The 22926-nt window shown below is 48.7% G+C and carries 22 protein-coding genes; 19 read left to right on the top strand and 3 right to left on the bottom strand.

Annotated elements, in window-relative coordinates; translation table 11 throughout:
• Positions 1 to 53: 53 nt before the first annotated feature.
• Positions 54 to 821, top strand: coding sequence for a pseudouridine synthase (locus AWM72_RS08790; RefSeq protein WP_067976323.1), 768 nt, complete (start codon positions 54 to 56; stop codon positions 819 to 821).
• The gene (locus tag AWM72_RS08785; RefSeq protein WP_067976321.1) at positions 818 to 1276 is read left to right on the top strand and encodes a hypothetical protein; all 459 of its coding nucleotides are present in this window, start codon (positions 818 to 820) and stop codon (positions 1274 to 1276) included. Before AWM72_RS08790 ends, AWM72_RS08785 begins: the two co-directional genes overlap by 4 nt.
• 25 nt (positions 1277 to 1301) lie before the next feature.
• On the opposite strand, the gene AWM72_RS08780 is transcribed toward AWM72_RS08785, so the two are convergent.
• Complete coding sequence (locus AWM72_RS08780; RefSeq protein ID WP_083505598.1) at positions 1302 to 2738, bottom strand: N-acetylmuramoyl-L-alanine amidase family protein; 1437 nt, start codon at positions 2736 to 2738, stop codon at positions 1302 to 1304.
• Between the two features lie 463 nt (positions 2739 to 3201).
• Here AWM72_RS08780 and hisS point away from each other — a divergent pair, with 463 nt between their 5' ends.
• The 4 genes from hisS to AWM72_RS08760 are packed head-to-tail and all read left to right on the top strand — an operon-like array spanning position 3202 to position 7967.
• Positions 3202 to 4497 carry a histidine--tRNA ligase gene (gene hisS, locus AWM72_RS08775; RefSeq protein ID WP_067976319.1) on the top strand — a complete coding sequence of 432 codons (1296 nt, stop codon included), beginning with the start codon at positions 3202 to 3204 and terminating at the stop codon, positions 4495 to 4497.
• Between the two features lie 11 nt (positions 4498 to 4508).
• Positions 4509 to 6278: an aspartate--tRNA ligase gene (aspS, locus tag AWM72_RS08770; protein ID WP_067976317.1), complete on the top strand. Its 1770-nt coding sequence runs from the start codon at positions 4509 to 4511 to the stop codon at positions 6276 to 6278.
• 37 nt (positions 6279 to 6315) lie between these two features.
• Complete coding sequence (gene sppA, locus AWM72_RS08765) at positions 6316 to 7323, top strand: signal peptide peptidase SppA (RefSeq protein WP_067976314.1); 1008 nt, start codon at positions 6316 to 6318, stop codon at positions 7321 to 7323.
• A 2-nt stretch (positions 7324 to 7325) separates the two neighbouring features.
• Positions 7326 to 7967, top strand: coding sequence for an RDD family protein (locus AWM72_RS08760; RefSeq protein WP_067976312.1), 642 nt, complete (start codon positions 7326 to 7328; stop codon positions 7965 to 7967).
• A gap of 529 nt (positions 7968 to 8496) precedes the next feature.
• On the opposite strand, the gene AWM72_RS08755 is transcribed toward AWM72_RS08760, so the two are convergent.
• Complete coding sequence (locus tag AWM72_RS08755) at positions 8497 to 9327, bottom strand: pyruvate, water dikinase regulatory protein (RefSeq protein WP_067976310.1); 831 nt, start codon at positions 9325 to 9327, stop codon at positions 8497 to 8499.
• A 131-nt stretch (positions 9328 to 9458) separates the two neighbouring features.
• Between AWM72_RS08755 and AWM72_RS08750 the strand changes: the two genes are divergently transcribed.
• The 3 genes from AWM72_RS08750 (at position 9459) to AWM72_RS08740 (ending at position 12523) form a co-directional block, all read left to right on the top strand.
• Positions 9459 to 9893 (top strand): Fur family transcriptional regulator, encoded by a 435-nt coding sequence (locus tag AWM72_RS08750; RefSeq protein ID WP_067976308.1) that lies wholly within the window; start codon positions 9459 to 9461, stop codon positions 9891 to 9893.
• 79 nt (positions 9894 to 9972) lie between these two features.
• Complete coding sequence (locus AWM72_RS08745) at positions 9973 to 10152, top strand: hypothetical protein (RefSeq protein WP_067976306.1); 180 nt, start codon at positions 9973 to 9975, stop codon at positions 10150 to 10152.
• Between the two features lie 220 nt (positions 10153 to 10372).
• The gene (locus AWM72_RS08740; RefSeq protein WP_067976305.1) at positions 10373 to 12523 is read left to right on the top strand and encodes a beta-glucosidase; all 2151 of its coding nucleotides are present in this window, start codon (positions 10373 to 10375) and stop codon (positions 12521 to 12523) included.
• A 201-nt stretch (positions 12524 to 12724) separates the two neighbouring features.
• On the opposite strand, the gene AWM72_RS08735 is transcribed toward AWM72_RS08740, so the two are convergent.
• A complete protein-coding gene (locus tag AWM72_RS08735) occupies positions 12725 to 13690 on the bottom strand; it encodes a 2-keto-3-deoxygluconate permease (RefSeq protein WP_067976302.1) in 966 nt (321 codons plus the stop codon).
• Positions 13691 to 13888: 198 nt separating this feature from the next.
• Between AWM72_RS08735 and rpsU the strand changes: the two genes are divergently transcribed.
• From rpsU to obgE, 10 genes are all read left to right on the top strand, one after another.
• A complete protein-coding gene (rpsU, locus tag AWM72_RS09250; RefSeq protein WP_070619792.1) occupies positions 13889 to 14062 on the top strand; it encodes a 30S ribosomal protein S21 in 174 nt (57 codons plus the stop codon).
• A gap of 30 nt (positions 14063 to 14092) precedes the next feature.
• On the top strand, positions 14093 to 14536 hold the full coding sequence (locus tag AWM72_RS08730) for a GatB/YqeY domain-containing protein (RefSeq protein WP_067976301.1): 444 nt from the start codon (positions 14093 to 14095) through the stop codon (positions 14534 to 14536).
• A gap of 147 nt (positions 14537 to 14683) precedes the next feature.
• Positions 14684 to 15631, top strand: a complete 948-nt coding sequence (locus tag AWM72_RS08725; protein WP_067976300.1) for a PhoH family protein — start codon at positions 14684 to 14686, stop codon at positions 15629 to 15631.
• Between the two features lie 25 nt (positions 15632 to 15656).
• Positions 15657 to 16136 carry an rRNA maturation RNase YbeY gene (gene ybeY / locus AWM72_RS08720; protein ID WP_067976299.1) on the top strand — a complete coding sequence of 160 codons (480 nt, stop codon included), beginning with the start codon at positions 15657 to 15659 and terminating at the stop codon, positions 16134 to 16136.
• Positions 16114 to 16503, top strand: coding sequence for a diacylglycerol kinase (locus AWM72_RS08715; RefSeq protein WP_067976298.1), 390 nt, complete (start codon positions 16114 to 16116; stop codon positions 16501 to 16503). Before ybeY ends, AWM72_RS08715 begins: the two co-directional genes overlap by 23 nt.
• A gap of 17 nt (positions 16504 to 16520) precedes the next feature.
• Entirely contained in the window at positions 16521 to 17438 is a 918-nt protein-coding gene (gene era / locus AWM72_RS08710) for a GTPase Era (protein ID WP_067976297.1), read from the top strand.
• Between the two features lie 17 nt (positions 17439 to 17455).
• A complete protein-coding gene (gene recO, locus AWM72_RS08705; protein WP_067976296.1) occupies positions 17456 to 18238 on the top strand; it encodes a DNA repair protein RecO in 783 nt (260 codons plus the stop codon).
• A 238-nt stretch (positions 18239 to 18476) separates the two neighbouring features.
• On the top strand, positions 18477 to 19403 hold the full coding sequence (glyQ, locus tag AWM72_RS08700) for a glycine--tRNA ligase subunit alpha (RefSeq protein WP_067976295.1): 927 nt from the start codon (positions 18477 to 18479) through the stop codon (positions 19401 to 19403).
• Positions 19396 to 21477, top strand: a complete 2082-nt coding sequence (gene glyS, locus AWM72_RS08695) for a glycine--tRNA ligase subunit beta (RefSeq protein ID WP_067976294.1) — start codon at positions 19396 to 19398, stop codon at positions 21475 to 21477. Before glyQ ends, glyS begins: the two co-directional genes overlap by 8 nt.
• 39 nt (positions 21478 to 21516) lie before the next feature.
• Positions 21517 to 22854 (top strand): GTPase ObgE, encoded by a 1338-nt coding sequence (gene obgE, locus AWM72_RS08690; protein ID WP_067976293.1) that lies wholly within the window; start codon positions 21517 to 21519, stop codon positions 22852 to 22854.
• Positions 22855 to 22926: the final 72 nt, after the last annotated feature.

Below are 22926 nucleotides of genomic sequence, written 5' to 3'. Positions count from 1 at the left end.
ATTTAGACTTATGTTAAAATAGAATAAGATCAAAAAAGTGGAGGAGGCCAGCTATGCGCTTAGATAAATTAATTGCTAATTACACGCTCTTGAGCCGCAAGGAGGCCAAGCAAGCCATCAAAAAAGGGCGCGTCCAAGTGAACGGTCAGACGCTTAAAAAAGTTGACCAACATTTGGATCCAGACCGGGACCAGGTCAGCTTGGATGGGGAGAGCGTCCGCTACCAACCCTTCATTTATTTTATCTTGCACAAGCCAGGCGGTTATTTGTCCACGACTAAGGACGGGCAGACAGCCATTGTTACCGATCTTCTGCCCCAAGACCTGGTCCAAATCTACGATCCCTTTCCTGTGGGGCGCTTGGATAAGGACACGGAAGGCCTGCTTTTGATCACGAATGATGGCCAGCTCAGCCATGACCTCCTGTCCCCACGCAAGAAGGTGGACAAGGAATACTATGCGGAAATTGCAGGTATCGTGACTGCTGACGACCAGGAGGCTTTTGCTTCCGGTTTGGCCATCGACCAAGGAGAAACTTGCCTGCCCGCGGAACTCTTTATTGACCAGGTCGACCTGGATTCTGGGAGGAGCCAGATTCGTCTCATCCTCCACGAAGGGAAGTTCCACCAGGTCAAGCGGATGTTCCAAGCGGTCGGTAAGGAAGTGACCTATCTCAAGCGACTCCGCATGGGCGGCTTGCGCTTAGACCCTAATCTGGACCGGGGAGACTACCAGGAAGTGGACAAGGCCAGCCTCCTCGCTTTACTCCACTTAGATGAAACTGAGGCCACGGCCTCGCAAAGAAAGGAAGACCAGAAATGACACAAACAATTTACACGGTTTACTGGGAAAACAAACGCCACGGCGTCCGTAAACAACACGGTTCTTACAAGAGCGAAGAAGAAGCTATCGAGGGTATCAAGGCCTGGTGGGAGCTGCAGAAGGACAAGTACGACAATGTTAACTACGAGCGCACCAATACCGGCGCCTTAGAGATCACCTACGATGACGACAACTATGTCTACCGGGTGGAAAAGGAAGAAAGCGACCAAGAACTTCCTAGCCGCCAGTACAAACTCCGTTCTGAAGGTGAAAATGAAGCCAACCGCAAGAAATACAACCTCCACGATGAGGAATTTCTCTTTGACGAATTAGCTGAACCCTACCGCGACCGCCTGATCTTGAGCATGGCCAGCAGCCAAAAAGCCCGCGACCATGTCTATGACGAACGGGGCCGCTTGATCCGCAACCTGGACCAACGTCCTCCTAAAGCTTAAAATAAAAAAACGCCTTAGCAGCTTTTTATGGAGCTGCTGAGGCGTTTTCATTTGCTTGCTTTTGATCGCTAGAGGTTGGGACGCTCTGGCCCTGGCTATTGCCATCTTCTTGGAAGTAGCAGACCAGGCCGTTGTAGACGGCTTGGGCGACCCGCTCGTGGTAGTCTTTTTGGCTAAATTTCTGCACATCATTAGGGTTGGACATGTAACCGAGCTCTAAGAGAAGGGCAGGTGGGTGGGAGTCCCGGATGACCTGGAAGTTCCCGAATTCGATCCCATTATTGGGCACATTCATCTGTTCGATGAGCTGACTTTGGAGCTCTTGGGCTACTGGAATCGAGGCTTCATCGTAATAGTAAATGGTATTACCGCTGACGGTCGCTTCAGCTGCCGAATCGTAGTGGAGGCTGAGGAAGAGGTCGCCGTTGACTTCATTGTAGAGTCGACCCCGGTCAGCCAGTTCGATGAATTGGTCGTCCTCCCGGGTCATGATGACCTTGGCACCGGCCGCTTCCAGTTTTTCCTTGAGGATCTGGGCCGAGGCTAGGGCAACGTCTTTTTCATAGACTTTTTCATCATCGGAAATAGCGCCCGGGTCCTTACCCCCGTGGCCTGGGTCGAGCACGATAGTTTTTTGACTGAGGCTGGTCGTGGTTTCTGCTTCTTGAGCTTTCTTGGCCATTTCCGTGGCATCGGACTTGGCCAGCCAGTTGGCCAGGTAACCTTCCTGGCCGTCTTTGGTCTTGACCTTATAGTAGACGTCCTCTTGGCCCAGATAGGCGAAGCCTTCGTTCATCTTGCCCTTGTAGATGACATCAGACTCATTGGTCGGTGCCTCCCGGATATTGACGCCAGCTGCGGTAGCGACGACTTTAGCCGGATAATCTTTGAGTAAGTTATCGACGGCTGCCTGTTCGTCTTCAGATAGGCTGGCAATGTACTCGTTAGCAATGGTCCCGGGCGTGATGTCAATGGCGCTCTGGTCGATCCAGGCGGTTTCATTTTGGAATTGGACTTGGATCCACCCCTTGTCTTGGTAAAGGATGGTAAACTTATCACCTTGCTTAGCTTCGCCGACCTTGTCGCCATCTTTGGCCTTAGAGAGGATAGGGACCTGGTCGTTGATCACGGTTGCGATAAAGCCCCGGTCCTTGTCATCTTGGCCCTGGGGCATAAGCCAGCTAGGCAGCCAACCCGTCTGTCCATTGGCTAGGCGGACATAGAGCCAGTCATTGGCCTCCCGCATCACTTGGTAGCCCGTTCCCTTCTTGACCTGTTCCTTGATGTCATAGGTAATACCGGGCCCTTGGCGGAGGTTGATCAGGTCAGCCTGGGTCTTCTTCTGCTGGTTTTGGCTTAGATGAAAAATCGTTAAAAAAGCCCCCAACAAGACCAGGACGACCACTAAGCTGTAGATAAAATAATGCCCCCGCCTGGCTTCCCAGTGGTCTTTCCAGTTCATATTCAACCCCCTTTCTGAATGACTTCTTTCTATAAGTTTACCCTTTAATTAAAAAGAGCGCAATTCAAAAGATAAAAAAGATAGGGGCTGATCCTGAAGTCAGCTGTTACTTGGCTCTGGACCAAAGCTAGCTTCTATCTCTCACTACGAAATAAAAAGTCCCAGTTGGGGAAGATTTTTAAATTGACTTTTGTCTAAAGATTGGTTAAGCTAGTTACTGATAAAACCGTTGAAAGAGAATGACTTAAGGAGAGAATCCTTAGAGAGAATGCGGAGGGTGCAAGCATTTATTCTTGTCTTAAGTTGGACACTCTGGAGGTGAGTGAAGACTCCGTTGCGCACGTTACGCGCTAGAGATTTCTAGTCGATAGCTAGAATAATTAAGGTGGTACCACGAAACTTTCGTCCTTATCCTGTTTTTCAGGATAGGGATTTTTTTATGGAATGATTAAGGGGGATGTGAATGATTCAGCGACCAAAAGGAACGGTGGATATTTTACCTGAAGAAATTGCCAAGTGGCATTATGTAGAAGACAAGGCCAGGGATATCCTGAGCCGCTACCGCTTCCGTGAAATTCGAACACCGATGTTTGAGCACTATGAACTCTTCGCACGGGGAGTAGGGGAGACCTCAGACGTGGTTTCTAAGGAAATGTATGACTTTAAAGATAAGGGCGACCGCCATATTGCCCTCAAGCCAGAAGGGACGGCACCGGTTGTTCGGGCCTATATTGAAAACAAACTCTATGGCCCCGAACACCATCATCCTTACAAGGTCTACTATCTGAGCCCCATGTTCCGCTATGAGCGGCCCCAGGGTGGGCGCCAGCGCCAGTTCAACCAATTAGGAGTGGAAGTCTTCGGCGATTCCCAGGCCCTCATTGATGTGGAAACCATCGCCCTGGCTTGGGAAATTCTCACAGGCTTAGGGATTTCTGACCTGGAATTAGTGATTAACTCACTGGGCGATATCGATTCACGTATAGCCTACCGCCAGGCTCTCATTGATTACCTGGAACCCTTTGAAGGCCAATTGAGCGAGGACTCTAAGACCCGGCTCCACAAGAATCCTCTGCGCGTCCTCGATAGTAAGGACCCTAAGGACAAGGAAATTGTTAAGGACGCACCAAGTATTCTGGACTTCTTATCCGAAGAGTCTAAGGAACGCTTTGACCTAGTCCAAAGCCTTCTCGATCAATTAGTGATTCCTTACCGGATCGATGCCAATATGGTCCGGGGCTTGGACTACTACCAAGATACCATCTTTGAGATCATGACCAAGAATGAAGTTTTCGGAGCAGAAACCACTATCTGCGGGGGCGGGTCTTATTCGGGACTTGTCAAGGAACTCTCTGATGGGAAGCAGGATGTGCCTGGCTTTGGCTTTGCGATCGGTTTAGAGCGGCTCATGCTCCTCTTGGAAGCCCAAGAAGTGGCCTTGCCTGACACGGATCCTTTAGATGTCTACTTGGTGACTATTCCAGGGATCCAGGTTGAAAACAGCCTGCCTTTAATTGAGGCCATCCGCCAACAGGGCTATTCCTGCCAGCTCGATTACAAGCACCGCAAGCCGGGCAAGCAATTCCGGGATGCCGATAAGTTGGGCGCTAAGTTCGTGATGACTCTGGGTGAGAGCGAATTAGAAGAAGGGGCCCTCAATGTTAAAGACATGGCTTCAGGCGAGGAGAAAAAATTCGCCATTGACCAAATTAAAGAACAATTTTCAGATGTTATTGCAAGTTTTCATGCTAATGCATAAGGAGGAATAAGATGAAACGTACAATATATTGTGGAAACGTATCTAAAGAATTAGTCGGCCAGACGGTCACACTCAAGGGCTGGGTACAAAAACGCCGGGACCTTGGTGGGGTAATCTTCGTTGACTTGAGAGACCGTGAAGGCTTCGTTCAAGTGGTTTTCAACGTAGAAAACTTAGGGGACCACTTCGACCAAGCGGAGAAATTGCGGTCTGAATATGTTATTGAAGTGACCGGCGATGTTATCAACCGGGACGAAGACATGGTCAACCCTAAGATTAAGAATGGGGACATCGAAGTCATGGTCAAAGACCTGACCATCTTAAATAAGGCTAAGACCCCACCATTTATGGTAGAGGACGACATCGATGTGAACGATGATATCCGCTTGAAATACCGCTATGTGGACCTCCGTCGTCCTGAAATGAACGCTAATATTGTCCTACGTGCGAAGGTCACCCAAGCCATCCGTCGCTTCCTTGAAAAAGAAGGCTTCTTGGACATTGAAACGCCTTACCTGACCAAGTCAACACCAGAAGGCGCCCGCGACTACTTAGTTCCTTCCCGTGTCCACCCTGGTGAATTCTATGCCCTACCTCAGTCACCTCAGCTCTTCAAACAATTGCTGATGGCTTCAGGTATGGACCGCTACTACCAAATCGTTCGTTGCTTCCGTGATGAAGACTTGCGGGGGGACCGCCAACCAGAATTTACCCAAGTGGACTTGGAAACCAGCTTCCTCAGCCAGGAAGAAATTCGTGAGATCGTCGAAGCCATGCTTAAAGATGTCATGAAAGCAACCCGGGGCATTGAAATTACCGAAGACTTCCCGATTATTTCCTATGATGACGCCATGAATTATTACGGGACAGACAAACCCGACACCCGTTTCGGCATGAAGTTAGTGGATGTTTCAGACGTGGTGAGTCAGTATGAATTGAAGGTCTTCAACCAAGCCATCGAAAACGGGGGTATGGTTAAAGCGATCAATGTCAAAGGTGCAGCTGACCAGTACTCTCGTAAGGACTTAGACGGCTTAACTGACTTCGCCAGCACTTACGGCGCTAAAGGGGTCGCTTGGATCAAGGTGAGTGAAGACGGCTTGACTGGTCCGATTGGTAAATTCTTCAAGGAAAACCCAGAACCACTTGTGGACCGTCTCCAAGCAGAAGCAGGGGATATCCTCCTCTTCTTAGCTGACAAGGCCAGTGTGGTCCACCAATCTCTGTCCGAAATTCGCCTGAAATTTGCCCGTGAACTAGGCTTGATGGACAAGAATCAATTCAACTTCCTCTGGGTCGTGAATTGGCCATTGCTCGAGTATGATGAACAAGAAGGCCGCTATAATGCCATGCACCACCCCTTCACCATGCCTAATGAAGAAGATCTCGACAAGTTAAGCAGCCAACCTGAAGAGGTCTATGCTCAAGCCTATGACATCGTCCTCAACGGCTATGAAATCGGGGGCGGGTCCATCCGTATCCACCAAAAAGATATCCAATTGCAAATGTTAGAAGCATTAGGCTTCAGCGAAGAGAGCGCCAATGAGCAATTCGGCTTCTTACTGGACGCTTTGGAATACGGCTTCCCACCACACGGCGGCTTAGCAATTGGTCTCGACCGTTTAGTGATGCTTTTAGCCGGTGAAGATAATATCCGTGAAGTCATGGCCTTCCCTAAGAATGGCCGCGCCTTCGATCCATTGACAAATGCGCCTAGTGAAGTTTCCCAAGAGCAATTAAACGACTTGAGTCTTGAAGTGACTCGCATCGATGTGGACTAAGCTACAATTTAAGCGTCAAAGGAAGGAGAGCTTGTAAATGAAAGCCAAATCATGGATTTTGGTCATTGTGGCTGCTTTACTCTTGATTCTCGGACTTGCTAGCCACCGACAAAGCCAAGAACGGCTCAAAGAAGTCAATTGGGAGGAATTGAGCAAGCCCTTTGCGGGTAAGGAAGAGGTGCTTGAGAGCGGGAATCCGAGTCAACGGATTGCCGTCCTCAAGGTGGAAGGGACCATAGCGGATACAGGCAATAGCTCTAGCTTGCAAGGGCCCGGCTACCGCCACCAGGAAGTCCTGGACCAGATTGCTGACCTCAAGGAAGACGACAGCGTCAAGGCCTTGCTCCTAGTTGTTGATTCCCCAGGTGGGACGACCTACCATAGCCAGGAACTGTACCGCGCCCTTAAAGACTTAAAAGACGACCGCCAGTTGCCGATCTATGTCAGCATGGGTTCAATGGCAGCCAGCGGGGGCTATATGATCTCCATGGCAGGGGATAAGATCTTTGCTGATAACAATACAACCACCGGCTCTATTGGGGTCATCATGTCCTCGCTCAATGTCAAGGACTTCATGGACGAACACGGCTTCAAGATGGAAGTCTACAAGTCTGGTGACCAGAAGGATATGGGCAGTCCCTTCAAGGATGCCTCTGACGAAGAGAAGAAGATCTTTGATGGCCTGATCAAGGAATCCTACGATGAATTCGTGCGCATCGTCGCAGATGGTCGTGGCATGGAAGAAGACCAAGTCCGCAAGTTAGCGGATGGGCGGGTTTATTCCGGCAAGCAGGCGAAAGATAATGGCCTCATCGATGAGATGGGCTACCAGGCCGATGCCCTAGCTGCCCTCAAAAAAGACCAATCCTTAGAAGAAGCTGAAGTCGTCGATGTGACACCTAAGGCTTCCGAAATGGACTCCATCCTCGGTCTCTTCTCCAAATCCTTGGATCTCAAAAGCGTCATCCCTAACTGGGAAAGTATCCAAGGCCAGGCCCTCCACCAAAACACCCCTCAAGCCTACTATCTCTACGGAGGTGTTTAAAGATGGCCAAGGAAAGAGATGACAAGCTCCAAGGACCTCTGCCCCAACTCAATGACCAGCTCTACCACGGCCGTTTAGAAGGGGAGGCAGAGGCCGTCCGACATGATAAGCAAAAGAAGGCTCAGAAACTATCGGGCCAAGACCTGCTCATGTCCTACCGCCGCCATGTCGACCGCAACCTGGTCAACGGCTTTAGCCGCAAACTCTATGCTGGCTTTTGGATCCGGCTCTGGGCCTTTCTCGTGGACCTCATCTTTGTGGGGGCCCTCCAAGCCATCCTCCTGGCCTGCGTCCTGACCTTCCTGCCTGATGCCTACCTAGTCCAGTGGCCCTTAGTGACTTATTTAGCAGGTCAGCTGGTCTTAGTGATCTACTTTAGCCTGGCCTCATATCTATTAAACGGTCAGACTCTGGGCAAGGCCCTCTTCAAGCTCCAGGTCGTTAAGGCAGACCAGTACCGCCTGAATTTCGGCACCTGTTTTGTCCGCGAAGGTTTAGGTAAGCTGATCCTGACGAATTTGCCCATTCTCGGCCTCTTTGTGGTCGTTACGCCTAAGCGTCAGAATTTCATGGACTTCTTTACCGACACCAATGTCGTCGCCCTCGACCAATTCCGTTTCCTCTATGAAGAAAATCGGATTTAAGCACTAAAAACAAAAGGCCGCCAAGTTACTACAATTAAGTGTGACTTGGCGGTCTTCAATTTTAGATGATGCACATGGTAGTACTGAGCATCCGTTACGTTTTTTGAATTTGATCGTTAAAAAGCCATGGCATCGGCTCGAGCCAAGGTCTCTCGCCTAGCGAGCTTCAAAGGGCTAGTAAGGCTAAAGCCAACTATCCCTAATTCACATCGCTTGCTTATTCATGGCTAACGATCAAATTCAAAGCTCCACTCCTGCTCAAAAATAATTGGTAGAAATCAATTATTAGTTACTAATCATCAAAATTAGCAGAAAAGAGACTGGGATAAAAAGATCCACTGTTTTTTCTAATAACGAACTTCTTTCAAAAAAATGTTTCCAAAGTCAGATCTGACATCCACTTCATATACAGGGTATGAGACTTGGCATTTAGACTTGCGAACCCAACTATGAACTATGAAAAAATATTGTCAACAATTTTTCATAGTTCGCTTCAGCCATCCACTCCTTAGCGACTGTTATCAGAGTCTCATTCTTCAGCTTCTTTTTCCTGGAAATTGAGGAACATGAGGATGAGGGTGGCGGTTTCTTCGATGCTTCGGTCAGCGACATTGATGACTGGACAGCCGAGTTCAGCGTAAATCTGATCCGCATAGTCCAGTTCTTTTTGGATACGCTGGTCGTCGCTATAGCGGCCTAGTTCCTGGATGCCGTAAGAGCGGAGGCGTTCCCTTCGAAACTTGTTGAGGACATTGACATCATTGGTTAGTCCGATAATTTTTTCAGGGTCAACCTCATAGAGCTCTTCAGGTAAGTGGGCTTCGGGAACCAGGGGGAGGTTGGTGACCTTGTATCCCTGGTTGGCGAGAAAGAGACTGAGCGGGGTCTTCGAGGTACGTGAGATCCCTAAGAGAACAATATCCGCCTTCTTGAAGTCAGCGGGATGTTTGCCATCATCGTTTTTGACCGCGAATTCAATGGCTTCGATCCGCCGGTAGTAGTCCTTGTCCAAGGCTTTCTTGTTACCTGGTTTCTGCCGGGGGGCCTGGTCCGCTTCCTTAGCGATATGTTGGACGAGGGGATCGATTAAGTTGTAGTAGAAGAGGTCATTAGCCTCACAGTAGTCCTTGGCCACCTCCTCTAATTCTTCCTTAATAAATGTGGAAATAATAGAGGCCTGGCAGTCTTTGGCCGACTTCAGAATCCGTTTGAGATAGTCCGTATAATGGACAAAGGGAAAGATGCGCACCTTGTATTCGATATTTGGAAACTGGACAAAGGCGTTGTTCAAGGCATCCTTAGCAATGGTTCCTACCGCATCGGATAGGACATAAAAAATTTTTGTTTGGTCTTCACTCATAGACGTCACCCTCCATTAATAGTGGCCCCATTATAGCATAGCTGAGGACCCGGGCCCAGTCCAAGACAAATGAATTATTAGTCATCTGACCCTTCCTGTGTTATAATCAGGTCACAAAAGGGGGCTTAATGATGACAAATTTTGTGACGGAGTCCATGGATGAACTCAAAGACGCGGGCTACAAGTATACCCAAAGACGGGCCGACCTCCTAGCGGCCTTCGACCAGGCAGAGGGCCAGTATTTGACCGCTAAAGAAGTCCAACAGACCATGGAAGACAAGCATCCGGGGATGAGCTTCGACACCATCTACCGCAACCTGAAGCTCTTCAGTGACTTTCATTTCTTAGAAGAAACTGATGTGAATGGGGAAATGTTATTCCGCAAGCACTGCGACCCTGAAATCGGCCACCACCACCACTTCATCTGTGAGAACTGCGGTCGCGCCTTCCCGCTGGAAATGTGCCCCTTGGATTTCTTCTCCGACCAGGTGCCCGGTGCTGAAATCCATAGCCATGACTTCAAAATTATGGGCCTGTGTGCAGACTGCAGTAAGCAGGGGAAATAGGATGTTTATTGTGGTTTAGTATTTTGCTGAAATGAAAGTGTAGTTAATAGAAGCCATAAAAATCCAGCAGGTGATTGACATGAAAAATAAATACCATGCCTTTGTGCTTGTGATTGTATTGGGGCTTTTGATTTTTGGATCCCCCTTTTTTCAAGATAAAATCGTCAATTTTATCTTTGGACTAATTGTTATCTTGGCTAGTGGGGGTCTGATGATCCTAGCAGAAGGCGATATCCGAAACACTAACAGGAAAAATTAATTAACGGCCATTGCTTTTGCCCTTTAGTTCATAACAGCAAATCTCATTTAGAACTTAAATTTAGACCGTCTTTTCGTTTAAGAAATTTAAAGTCCGACTGTAGGAAGCAGTCGGACTTTTTTAACAGCTTAAGATTCTGTCAGGAAATGGCTTTCTTTGTTAATTTGTGCCCCTTGAGTGTTATAATGAAACTACCATAATTGGAAAAGGAGATGCGAAAATGACAGAACAAGTTTGGTTAGACGACTCCAAGTCGCCTAAGGAGCGAGCAGAAGCCCTGGTCGCTGCTATGCCTTTAGAAGATAAGATTGGGCAATTGCACGGTGGCATGAAGACCATCAATATTTACAACATTGATATGGAAGCCATCCAGAATTTATCCGAAGAAGAATATGAAGAACAGATGGCCCAATTGCGGGTGGAACGCCATGTTAAAGAGAATGAAGAGTTTTCGATTCCCCGCATGCGGGTGACCAATGGCCCAGTAGGCGTGGGTATGGGGGATGGCTATCCGAGCCCCAAGGCGACTGCCCTGCCCATGACCATCGGGGTGGCAGCTTCCTTCGATCCCCTCTTAGCCTATGAATACGGGGATATTATCGGGTGCGAGACTCGGACGCTGGGCCAACATGCCCTGGAAGGTCCCGCTGTTTGCCTCCACCGCCTGCCCATTTCAGGCCGGAACTTTGAATACTTCTCCGAGGACCCTTACCTGAGTGGTCGGATGGGGGTAGAAGTGACCAAGGCTATCCAGAGCCATGATGTGATCGCTATGGGTAAACACTTCGTCCTCAACGACCAGGAAGATGAACGCTTCCGCCACAGCGTGGAAGCTTCAGACCAAGTGATGCGGGAACTGTACTTGCTGCCCTTTGAAATGCTAGTGAAGGACGGGAAGATTTCTTCGATTATGAGCTCTTACAACCGGATCCGCGGCGTTTACGGAACGGAATACCGGGAAACTCTGACCGAAATTCTTCGCCATGAATGGGGCTTCGAGGGCTATGTTCAGTCCGACTTCTGGTCTACCCGGTCGGCTGCCCCTTCGCTCAATGCTGGATTAGACTTAGAGATGCCTGATGCCAAGTGGTTCAATGAAGACAATATCAAAGCGGCCCTTGAAGACCAAAGTCTGGAAGAGAAGACGATTGACCGGGCCCTCATCCGTCGCTTCACCCAAATGTTCCGCTTCAACCAGTTCGATTGGGAATACAATCCGGGTGAAATTGACGCTAAGGGCCATGGGGAACGTGCCCGCAAGATTGGCCAAGCTTCAGCCGTCTTACTCAAGAACGATAAGAAGCTGTTACCTGTGGACCCTGCTGACTACGACCATATCCTCCTGGTCGGTCAAGAAAAATTCGCTGGCCAAGCCTGCAATGGGGGTGGGGGCTCTTCCAAGGTTGAACCAATCTATACCGTCAAACCTGAAGACGGTTTGAAGGATGTCCTAGGAGACCTGGGTGCTAAGACTGAGCTCGAGACCGTAATTGTAGAAGATAATCTCTCGAATATTGAAGCGGCTCTAGCTAAGGCTAAAGCGGCTGACTTGGTCATTATTATGGCAGGGATTGTGGCTTCTGAAGGCTTTGACTTGGCCAAACCGAGTCTACCTAACCAACAAGATATTATGGTAGAACAGCTCCTGGCTGTTAACTCCCAAAGTATCTTAGTCCTAAAAGATTCGACGCCCGTCCTCATGCCCTGGATTGATGACGCCCACACCGTCCTTGAAACCTGGAACCAGGGAACAGAAGATGGCCATGTGGCAGCTGACCTGATCTTTGGTTTAGCCAATCCTTCAGGTAAGGTACCAACCACTTACGCTAAGCGAGAAGAAGACCTGGTCTACTATGACCATCCTGAACGGCATCCGGGTGTGGATGAAGGAGACGGTTATCCTGTCATTCGTTACTCAGAAGGGCTTGAAATGGGCTATCGCTGGTACCAAGCCAATGACATCGAATCCCTTTTCCCCTTCGGCTACGGTTTGTCCTATACCGACTTTGAAGTGACAGATGTCGAGCTGAAGCGGACAGAAGACCAAGCTAAGGATGCGCCTTTTGAAGTCACAGCTACCGTCAGCAATACGGGTGACCGTGACGGAGCCGAAGTGGTCCAAGTTTACGTCGGCATCCCTCAAGACCAACAGCCACCTAAGCGCTTGATCGCCTTCCAAAAGGTTCAGCTAGAAGCTGGCCATTCCAAGGCCATCTCCATCACCATCGATCCGCAGGCGACCCACCATCCACTATCCGTATGGGACCGTGGCGCCCACGACTTTGTCATCCCTAATGGTGACTTTACCCTCTACGTCGGCACTTCTAGTGAAGACAATAGCGCTAGCTTTAACTTCACCATTGAAGATTAAGCGTGTGCCTGGTGGCTACTATAGGAATCAAGCGCCTAAGGCATAGGCTGGCAGAGGGCTAGACTTGTTCTTAATTCTATAAATCTTTAATAAGTAGATTCAAAAGAGCAATGCATGCCCAGCATGCTGATAAGAAACTAATAATCGATAACAAAAAGGCTCCCCGTCACTCAATTGACGGGGAGCCTTTTCTTATTTCATTTAGACTTTTTTAGCTTCTTTGAGCTCTGTATGTTGATCTTGACCGGGATGGCCAAAGAGCCATTTGGCAATAATTGGGGTGAGGATACTTGAGATCACAACCCCGAAGGCAATTTGGGCGGTTGCTGCATCCACATAGGCTTGGTAGGCCGGATTGGTCGCCCCAATTAAGGCTGGAACAGACACCGACATCCCGGCGATGGTTGACATGGCGAGAGAAGTCACGCCATCCTTCTTTAAGACATAACGTTCAATGAGGACTAAGATCACAACCATAGGAATATAGAAGAGGAGGGTAAGAAGGATCCCTTGCCCGCCTGCTTTGAGGGCATTGACCAGGTTAATATTAGCTCCGAAAGCCCAACCCATGAAAGGAAGGGAGAGGGCCGCCCCAGGTTTGAGGAAGTCGGCCAATTTCTGGTCGGTATTACCGATAATGACCCCGAGGATAACTGGAATCAGGGTTGAAATAATCGGCATCCAGTTAATAGGGGTTGCCTGGGAAACAGAGAAAACTAACATGGGATAGGCTGGCGTACAGAGGACAGCCAGTAAACCAAAGGCAGCTGAGTCGCTTTCCGTCCCATATTCTTCTTCTAAGGCTAAGAAGAGGGAGGGGTTGGTCGATGCGATGGTTGTAATATAGGCAATGGCAGAGATACCGAAGATACCTGGCAAAGCAAAGAACTTGAAGAAGAGGAAGCCCAGTAGAACATTCAGAATAATTTTACAGAGGATCAAAATTCCTTCTTTTTTGAGGACCACCCGGATGGTATTGAGCTTGAGGGTAGTGCCGGAACACAAGCAGGCAAAACCGATAATATAGTTCAAACCTTTCGAGGTAAAGAGGGCCTCTGTCGCCCCACCGATTTCAAAAAGACCGGGGAAGAAGGTACAAAAAAGAGCGCTGATCAGCATCGGGACTAGGAGCAGGCCGCCCGGCACCTTTTTCATCAATTTAAACATGTCCATCTCTCATTTCTATCACTATATTTTTAATTAATTATAACATAATGCCTTCAAAATTGTTGTAATAAAAGGGATAATCGCTGTTTTGAAAAAAACTTCAAGTAAAAATTGACGGCAGGGAAGAAAAAAGCTATAATGAACGATGTACATTTTCAATGGGAAAATGACAGGTTGAAACGAGGGGAGGTATTGTTCATGTCAAAAACTGTAGTTCGTAAAAACGAATCTCTTGATGATGCTCTTCGTCGCTTCAAACGCACGGTTTCTAAGTCAGGTACTTTACAAGAAGCACGCAAACGTGAATATTACGAAAAACCATCAGTTCGTCGTAAGAAAAAATCGGAAGCTGCTCGTAAACGTAAATACTAATTTATATATGAGCTGATAGGAGGCGAATTCATGGCACTTATTGATGAATTAAATCAAGATATCAAACAAGCCATGAAAGCTAAAGATAAGACAGCCTTATCTGTCTTGAGAATGCTTAAGGGTTCAGTTCAGAATGAAGAAATCAACGAAGGCGGGACTTTAACTGAGGACCAGGAAATGACCGTGCTTTCTCGTGAGTTGAAGCAACGCAAGGACTCGATTTCGGAATTTCGGGCAGCCGGTCGCGAAGACTTGGCTGAGAAGACTGAAGCTGAACTAGGCTATGTTGAAAAGTATTTACCTAAGCAATTAAGCCGCGATGAGATTGAAGCAGTGGTTAAGGATGTTATCCAAGACACCAATGCCCAATCCAAAGCTGACTTTGGTAAGGTAATGGGCCAGGCAGTTGCTCGCATGAAAGGGCAGGCTGCGGGGTCAGAAATTCAACAAGTCGTCAAAGAATTATTAAAATAATTCCAAAGGCAGGTCAACTGCCAAAAGAAAGCTGGAGCTCGTGTTCCAGCTTTTTTCTTTGGACAGACCCCTGACTTAATTTCATTCGTATTTTAGGCGGATATTTGGTATACTTTGAAGTAAATAGAAGAAGGAGGCCGTGCACATTTGACAGCAGCAGATGCGACATACACTTACCAGATTGATCATCCAGATATTGCCCAACAAATTTTTGGCAGCCAGGACCGCCATTTGGATTTCTTGGAGCGAAGCTTTGAGGCAGAAGTCTTTGCCCGCGGAAATGAGGTCGTGGTGAAGGGGGAGGAAGGCCCGCAGATCATTGACTTGATCAAGACCTTGGAAGGCTTACTCCTCAAGGGACAAGTCCTGGAAGAAGCCGATATCGTAACCGCCATTAAGATGGCTAAGAAGGGGACCCTCTCCTACTTTGTCAACCTCTACGATGAAGCGATTGGGAAAACCTACGACGGTAAGGAGATCCGAGCTAAGTCTGCCGGACAGAAACGCTATGTCGAGGCCGTGAAGAAGCATCCAGTGACTTTCGGGATTGGACCGGCTGGGACCGGGAAGACCTATCTGGCCGTGGTTCTAGCTGTCTCCGCCCTGAGAAAAGGTGAGGTCAAGCGTCTCGTCCTCACTCGTCCCGCCGTGGAAGCGGGAGAGAGCCTGGGCTTCTTGCCCGGCGACTTGAAGGAGAAGGTCGACCCTTATCTCCGGCCGATCTATGATGCCCTCTATGCTATCTACGGCTTGGAGCAGACGGAGCGCTTAATCGAGCGCGGCGTCATTGAAATTGCACCCCTGGCTTACATGCGGGGACGGACCTTGGATGACGCCTTTGTTATCCTCGATGAGGCGCAAAATACAACCATTGCCCAGATGAAGATGTTTTTAACTCGTCTCGGCTTTGGGTCCAAAATGATTGTCAACGGGGACCGGACTCAGATTGACCTGCCGCGCGGGGTAAAGTCTGGTCTGATCGATGCCCAGCACAAGCTGCAAGATCTCTCCGATATTGCTTTTGTCTCCTTTGATACGTCGGATGTGGTCCGCCATCCCGTCGTGGCTGCCATTATCCAAGCCTATGAAAACTAAGATTAAATAAAAAGCAGGTGACGCCATGTTAACAATTGAATTTACGGATAAAACCCAAGCCCTTAAGCCCGAGCACTGCCAAATGGTCCAAGAGCTCTTGGCCTATGCCAGCGACTACCTGGACTTAGCTGATCAGACCGAGATGTCGGTGACTATCGTAGATGATGAAGAGATCCACCAGATCAATAAGACCTACCGCGGGGTGGACCGGCCGACTGATGTGATCAGCTTTGCCATCAATGATGAAGTGGCGGATGAATTTGAAATCTTAGAGCTTCCTGAAGGCATGCCTTATGAACTAGGGGACCTCTTTATTTCTATAGATCGGGTCAAGGCCCAAGCTGAAGAATACGGTCACAGCTTTGAACGCGAGCTTGGTTTCTTGACCGTCCATGGCTTCCTCCACCTCAATGGCTATGACCATATGACGGAAGAGGACGAGAAAGAAATGTTTACTTTACAAAGAGAGATTCTAGATAATTATGGACTCAAACGATCAGAATAAGGAACAAGTCGGCAAGAACCGCCACTTCCTAGGGGCCTTGGGGCATGCCCATGACGGCCTGCGCTTTGCCCTCCACCATGAACGAAATTTTCGCTTCCAACTGGCCATGGTTCCCTTGCTGGGAGCTTTGGGCCTATACCTCGGCTTAAAGCCTACGGAATGGGCCTTGCTCGCTCTAGCTTGCGGCCTGGTCCTTTTGGCTGAACTTTTCAATACCAGTGTGGAATGGCTCTGTGACCTGGTAGTGGGAGACCACTTCCACCCCTTGGTCAAGACCATCAAAGATGTCGCGGCAGGGACCGTCCTCTTGATGACCCTGGTGGCTATATTTGTCGGTTTTGTTATTTTTGGTTCCTATATTCTTTAATAAAGTGAGGAAAAATTTTGAAGGAAAATACACACGATACGTTTAAATCAGGCTTTATTGCCATTGTCGGTCGACCTAATGTGGGCAAGTCGACCCTGATGAATCAAATTGTCGGCCAAAAAGTCGCCATCATGAGCGACAAAGCCCAGACCACCCGCAATAAGATCCAGGCTATCTACACCAGTTCCAACAGCCAGATGATCTTTATTGATACACCGGGCATCCATAAGCCCAAGAATGAGCTGGATGATTACATGCTCCAGAGTGCCTACCAGGCTTTAGACGAGGTGGAAGCTATCCTCATGCTGGTCAGTGCGGACGAAAAGATCGGCCCGGGTGACCGCTTTATCATGGACAAGGTCAAGGACCGGGAGAGCCCCGCTTTCCTGATCGTCAATAAGACCGATAAAGTCTCTGAGGAAGATTTGGCTGCTTATATGGCCGATATTCCTAATCCAGAAGCCTTTGAGCAAATTATCCCCATGTCTGCCCTGAATTCTGGCCAGGTGGAGGGCTTAATCGCTAAGCTGGAAGACTTATTACCTGAGGGCCCCCAGTATTATCCCGAAGACCAGCTGACTGACCACCCTGAATACTTTGTGGTCAGTGAATTGATCCGGGAACAAATCCTACAGAAGACCCGGGAAGAGATTCCTCATTCGGTGGCCGTCACTGTGGATAAGATGCAAAAGGACGAACTGGACCGGGTCCATGTCTATGCCAATATCATTGTCGAACGCAAGTCCCAAAAAGGGATAATTATCGGCAAGGGTGGCAAGATGATCAAGTCGATCGGGACAGGGGCTCGTAAGGAAATTGAAAACTTGCTAGGGTCCAAGGTCTTCTTGGAACTCTGGGTCAAGGTTGAGAAGAAATGGCGGGACAAGAAGTCCCTGCTCAAGGAATTTGGCTATAACACCAAGCAGGACTATTAGAAGCTAGAGGGGATTTTTTGCAGGCGGAAGAATTTGCAGGAATTATTCTATTTACGCGCAAGCACCGAGAGAAGGACATGCTGGTCAAGATCTTCACCCGCGAATACGGCAAGCGGATGTTTTTCCTACGCAATATCCAAAGGGCTAAGAATCCTCTGCGACCAGCTGCCTTTGCCTTTGTCCGTGGCCACTTTATCGGTCAGATTAATGCCTCGGGCTTGAGTTTCCTCAATGATGTCCGGGACAGCCTCTTTCCCCGCTTGACGACAGCGGATATCAGCGTTAATGCCTATGCCAGCTACATGACGGGGCTCCTGGACGCTGCTCTGGAGGATGGGGAAGTCAATACGATTCTCTTTGATTCGCTCTGGCAGGCTCTCGGCCAGCTTGAAGCAAGCAAGGATCCGGCCGTCGTTGCCAATATCTTTGAGCTCCAGCTCCTGCCCCAATTTGGGGTGGTTCCTAATCTCAAGGCCTGTGTCTTCTGTGGCCAGGCAGATACGGCCTTGGACTATTCCATGAAGTATGCGGGTTTTTTGTGCCAAAAGCATTTCGATAAGGATCCCCGCCGCTTGCATTGGACGCCGCGAACGGCTTATCTGGTCCAACATTTGAGCCAAGTCGATCTCAGCCGCCTGGGGTCTGTCAGCTTGGGAGAAGCTAATAAGCGGGCCCTCCGCTCAGCCATCGATGACCTCTACGAGGAATATGTGGGCATTCATTTGAAGAGTCGGTCCTTTATCGACCAGTTGGAAAAAATGATAAATCCTCTTGACGGTAAGGAGGAAAATCGAGTATAGTAAACGTATATATTGCATGCAAAGATAACCGAATAAGGAATTCCCTTTTTAGCGAGCCTAGTTAGTGAAAGTAGGCAACGAATTCTAAGGCAGGTTAGAGCATGTCCTGTTAAAGAGTGCCGGCGCTTTGCCGGAAATAGGGTGGAACCGCGATTGAATCGTCCCTATGCACTATTTTTTTAGTGTATGGGGCTTTTTTGTTTGTTAATTTAAATAAAAGAAAAGAGGAGAAGACAAGATGAACCAAGCAGCCAATACCTTACAAGGGATGATTTTAACCTTGCACCAGTTCTGGTCCGAGCAAGGCTGCCTCATTCTGAATGCATATGATACGGAGAAGGGGGCAGGGACCATGAGTCCTTATACGATTCTCCGGGCAATTGGGCCGGAGCCATGGAATGCTAGCTATGTGGAACCCTCCCGCCGGCCCGACGATGGCCGCTATGGGGAAAACCCTAACCGGCTTTACCAACACCACCAATACCAAGTGGTGATGAAGCCCCATCCCGATAACATCCAAGAGCTCTACATCCAGAGTCTGGAACGTTTGGGCCTTGATGCCAAGGACCACGATATCCGCTTTGTTGAGGACAACTGGGAGAATCCTTCCATGGGCTGTGCCGGTCTAGGCTGGGAAGTGTGGATCGATGGGATGGAAATCACCCAATTTACCTACTTCCAACAAGTCGGGGGCTTAGATTGCCACCCAACCACCTGCGAAATTACCTACGGACTCGAGCGCCTAGCTTCCTACATCCAAGGTGTCGATACTGTCTACGACCTGGAATGGGGCGGTGGCGTGAAATACGGTGAAATCTTCAAGCAACCGGAATATGAACACTCCAAGTACACCTTTGAAGAATCAAATTATGATGAACTCTTCAAGATGTTTAACTTCTATGAAGAAGAAGCCCTCAAGCAAATTGACAACAAGCTGGTTCATCCAGCCTATGACTATATTTTGAAGTGTTCCCATACCTTCAACCTTCTGGATGCGCGCGGGGTGATTTCGACAACCGACCGCCAAGCCTATCTGAGCCGGATCCGTAACATGGCCCGGCAAGTGGCCAAACAATTTGTCGCCAACCGCAAGGCCCTGAAATATCCTTTATTGAGCCGGGAAGAAGCGGAAAAATTATTAGAGGAGGACGCAGCTAATGAGTAAGCAACAGTATTTATTAGAAGTTGGTTTAGAAGAAATGCCCGCCAAATACGTGCGTCAAATCAGCCAACAATTCCAAGACCGGGTCGCTAACTTCTTAACCGAAGAGCGATTGACTTATGACGCCATTAAGGCCTTTGCCACTCCTCGCCGTTTTGCGGTTTTAGTGGATGGTTTAGCCGATAAGCAAGCTGACTTTGTCGAAACGGCTAAAGGCCCTTCAGAAAAGATTGCCAAGGATGACCAAGGGGAATGGACCAAGGCTGCCCAAGGTTTTGCCCGGGGTAAGGGCTTGTCGACTGACGACCTCTATGTGGAAGATGGCTATATCTATGCGGAAATCAAGGAAGAGGGGAAGCCCAGCCGGGAAATTCTGCCTCAAATCAGCCAATGCATCACGCAGATGACTTTCCCTGTATCCATGTACTGGTCTAACCACCGTAATTTTAAGTATATCCGGCCCATCCACTGGTTCCTCTCTCTCTTAGATGATGAGGTCCTACCCTTTGAAATATTGGGCATCCAAGCCGACCGCTATACCCGCGGTCACCGCTTCCTCGGCCATGACCAATTAACGATCGACAAGGCTTCAAATTACGAGAAACTCCTGGAACGAGACTTTGTCATTGCTGACCAGGATAAGCGTAAGGAAGTCATTGTCCAACAAATTAAAGACCTCGCTCAAGCGGAAGGCGTCCAAGTCAGCCAAGATGAGGCCCTCCTAGAAGAAGTCACTCAAATTGTGGAATACCCAACGGCCTTTATCGGCAGCTTCGATGATAAGTACCTAGCCTTGCCAGATCCTGTGCTTATTACCTCGATGGCCGAACACCAACGTTACTTCTATGTGTCCGACCAAGAAGGTAACTTGCTGCCTAAATTTGTGGCCGTCCGCAACGGTAATGAAGAAGGGCTAGAAAATGTTCGCCACGGGAATGAGAAGGTCTTAGTGGCTCGGCTAGAAGATGGCTTGTTCTTTGTGGAAGAAGATAAGCAAGAATCGATTGATGACTTCGCTAAGCGTCTCAGCCATGTGACCTTCCACGCTGAAATCGGGACCATGAAGGAGAAGATGGACCGGGTCAGCCAAATCGCTAAGCTCTTATACAGCCATTGGACCATGGAAAACCTCTTTGCTGATTACTTATCCACTGACTTTGAGCCCTTGATTGAGCGGACCGGAGCTATCTATAAGTTCGACTTATTAACTAATATCGTCAATGAATTCTCTGAACTCCAAGGGATTATGGGCGAGTACTATGCCAGAGAAGCTGGCGAGGCTGAAGAAGTCGCTGTCGCTATCCGGGAACACTACATGCCGATCGCTTCTGATGCAGCATTAGGCCAATCAGCCCTAGGGATCCTCTTCGCCATTGCCGATAAATTGGATACGATTATTAGCTTCTTTAAGATTGATCGCATTCCTTCTGGCTCTAACGACCCCTTCGCCCTGCGTCGGCAAATGATCGGGATCGTTCGTCTAATGGCAGCTGAAGAGCTCCCCTTCGATTGGGATAAGGACCTGAAAGCCATCTTAGAGGCCGTTTACCCATCCGACGATGACCAAGTTGCCTTGGCGGAAGCAGTCTATGCCTTCATGTTAGAACGCTTGAAGAATATTTTGGAACAAGAAGGTTATGACCGGGACATTATCCAGGCTGTATTAGGGTCTGCTAGTCACGGTATCAACCAAAAACGCGCAGCCGCTAAAACCTTAGCTGACCACCATGAGGATGAAGACTTCAAGACTGTCATCGAATCTTGGAACCGGATCCTAAACCTCAAGGACAAAATGAAAGAGTTTGATATTGACCAAGTCACAGTCTCAGCAGACCTTCTAGAAAGCGAGAGCGAAGAGGCCCTCTACCAGGCTGTGGATAGCCTTTACCTAGGGGATACGCCAGCTGACTACTACCAAGCCTTGGCTGAACTGGCACCGCTTATTGAGCAATTCTTTGAAGACAATATGGTCTTTACCGATGATGAAGCGGTTCGTAACAACCGCCTGGCCCTCCTAGAAAAAATTGGTCAGCCAGTCAAAGTACTTGCCAATACCAAGGAACTCCTAATAAAATAAGAAGTGAAATAAAGAAAAAGAAGAGAAAGGAGGCAAAAGATGTCAACCTTTTATGATTATGCTAAAATTTGGGTGAAAGCCGGCAAGGGTGGCGACGGCCTCGTCGCCTTCCTGCGTGAAAAATACCGGCCTGATGGTGGCCCTGTGGGTGGCGATGGTGGCCGCGGTGGCGATATTATTTTCCGCGTGGACGAGGGGCTAAGAACCCTGCTCGACTTCCGCTACAACCGCCATTTTAAGGCCAAGGCCGGCCAAAACGGCATGACCAAGGGCCGCTATGGACGGGGGGCAGAAGACCTCATTGTGGGCGTTCCCCCGGGCACTATTGTCAAGGATTTTGATACAGGTCAAATCTTGGCCGACCTGGTAGAAGAAGGTCAGGAAGCCATTGTTGCTAAGGGTGGCCGGGGTGGCCGGGGCAATATGAAGTTTGCCACTCACAATAACCCCGCCCCTGAAATTGCAGAGAATGGGGAACCTGGTCAAGAACGGACCCTGCAATTGGAACTCCGGGTCCTAGCTGATGCTGGTTTGGTAGGTTTTCCTTCTGTGGGGAAATCAACCATCCTATCCATTGTTAGCGCCGCTAAACCCAAGATTGGTGACTACCATTTCACCACCCTGTCACCAAACTTAGGAGTTGTTGATCTGTCCGACCAACGTTCCTTTGTCCTGGCCGACTTGCCGGGCCTTATTGAAGGAGCTGCGGAAGGGATCGGTCTCGGTTTTCAGTTCTTGCGCCATGTGCAGCGGACCAAGGTGATTCTCCATGTCGTGGATATGGGAGGCTTTGAGAACCGCGATCCCTTCGAGGACTATGTGGCCATTAATGAGGAATTGAAGACTTATGACGAGACCATCTTAGAACGGCCGACTATCATTGTCGCTAACAAGATGGACATTCCCGAAGCAGAGCTCTATATTGAGGAATTCCGCGAGAAGTTAGCCGCATATTTTGAGGAACATTTTCCTGGCCGTGACTTGCCGGAAATCTTCCCCATTTCGGCCATTAGCCAGTCTGGTTTGAAGGACTTAATGGAAGAAACTTACCGCTTGATTCAAGAAGAAGAAGTCCGTCTGGCTCAAATCGAAGCTGAAAAAGTCGATGAAGTCGACCAAACACACAAGCTTTACCAAATCGAAGCTGAAGAACCCTATTTCAATCTATCCTATGACCAAGCAGATAAGATGTTTGTCTTATCTGGCGATCGGATTGAAAAAGACTTCTTGATGGCCAATCTTGAATACGATGAGAGCGCCCTGCGTTTTGCGCGCAAGCTTAAGCATCATGGGGTCGACCAAGCCTTGGTTGATGCTGGAGCCCAAGCCGGGGATATCGTCCGCATTCGAGACTATGAATTTGAGTTTTTTGATTAAAGAAGATGCGATAAATACTGGGGTAGGGCGATGAGACTGGGTGCTGATGAAGCAGTTTGGTCCTAAGACCTA

The sequence above is a fragment of the Aerococcus sanguinicola genome (assembly GCF_001543145.1).
In the GTDB taxonomy this organism is placed as follows: Bacteria; Bacillota; Bacilli; order Lactobacillales; family Aerococcaceae; genus Aerococcus; species Aerococcus sanguinicola.
This window is presented reverse-complemented; position numbering and strand designations above follow the sequence as displayed.

Coding starts and splice junctions, on each gene's coding strand:
- AWM72_RS08790 (WP_067976323.1), top strand. CDS start 54: ATGCGCTTAGATAAATTAATTGCTAATTACACGCTCTTGAGCCGCAAG.
- AWM72_RS08785 (WP_067976321.1), top strand. CDS start 818: ATGACACAAACAATTTACACGGTTTACTGGGAAAACAAACGCCACGGC.
- AWM72_RS08780 (WP_083505598.1), bottom strand. CDS start 2,738: ATGAACTGGAAAGACCACTGGGAAGCCAGGCGGGGGCATTATTTTATC.
- hisS (WP_067976319.1), top strand. CDS start 3,202: ATGATTCAGCGACCAAAAGGAACGGTGGATATTTTACCTGAAGAAATT.
- aspS (WP_067976317.1), top strand. CDS start 4,509: ATGAAACGTACAATATATTGTGGAAACGTATCTAAAGAATTAGTCGGC.
- sppA (WP_067976314.1), top strand. CDS start 6,316: ATGAAAGCCAAATCATGGATTTTGGTCATTGTGGCTGCTTTACTCTTG.
- AWM72_RS08760 (WP_067976312.1), top strand. CDS start 7,326: ATGGCCAAGGAAAGAGATGACAAGCTCCAAGGACCTCTGCCCCAACTC.
- AWM72_RS08755 (WP_067976310.1), bottom strand. CDS start 9,327: ATGAGTGAAGACCAAACAAAAATTTTTTATGTCCTATCCGATGCGGTA.
- AWM72_RS08750 (WP_067976308.1), top strand. CDS start 9,459: ATGACAAATTTTGTGACGGAGTCCATGGATGAACTCAAAGACGCGGGC.
- AWM72_RS08745 (WP_067976306.1), top strand. CDS start 9,973: ATGAAAAATAAATACCATGCCTTTGTGCTTGTGATTGTATTGGGGCTT.
- AWM72_RS08740 (WP_067976305.1), top strand. CDS start 10,373: ATGACAGAACAAGTTTGGTTAGACGACTCCAAGTCGCCTAAGGAGCGA.
- AWM72_RS08735 (WP_067976302.1), bottom strand. CDS start 13,690: ATGTTTAAATTGATGAAAAAGGTGCCGGGCGGCCTGCTCCTAGTCCCG.
- rpsU (WP_070619792.1), top strand. CDS start 13,889: ATGTCAAAAACTGTAGTTCGTAAAAACGAATCTCTTGATGATGCTCTT.
- AWM72_RS08730 (WP_067976301.1), top strand. CDS start 14,093: ATGGCACTTATTGATGAATTAAATCAAGATATCAAACAAGCCATGAAA.
- ybeY (WP_067976299.1), top strand. CDS start 15,657: ATGTTAACAATTGAATTTACGGATAAAACCCAAGCCCTTAAGCCCGAG.
- AWM72_RS08715 (WP_067976298.1), top strand. CDS start 16,114: ATGGACTCAAACGATCAGAATAAGGAACAAGTCGGCAAGAACCGCCAC.
- glyQ (WP_067976295.1), top strand. CDS start 18,477: ATGAACCAAGCAGCCAATACCTTACAAGGGATGATTTTAACCTTGCAC.
- glyS (WP_067976294.1), top strand. CDS start 19,396: ATGAGTAAGCAACAGTATTTATTAGAAGTTGGTTTAGAAGAAATGCCC.
- obgE (WP_067976293.1), top strand. CDS start 21,517: ATGTCAACCTTTTATGATTATGCTAAAATTTGGGTGAAAGCCGGCAAG.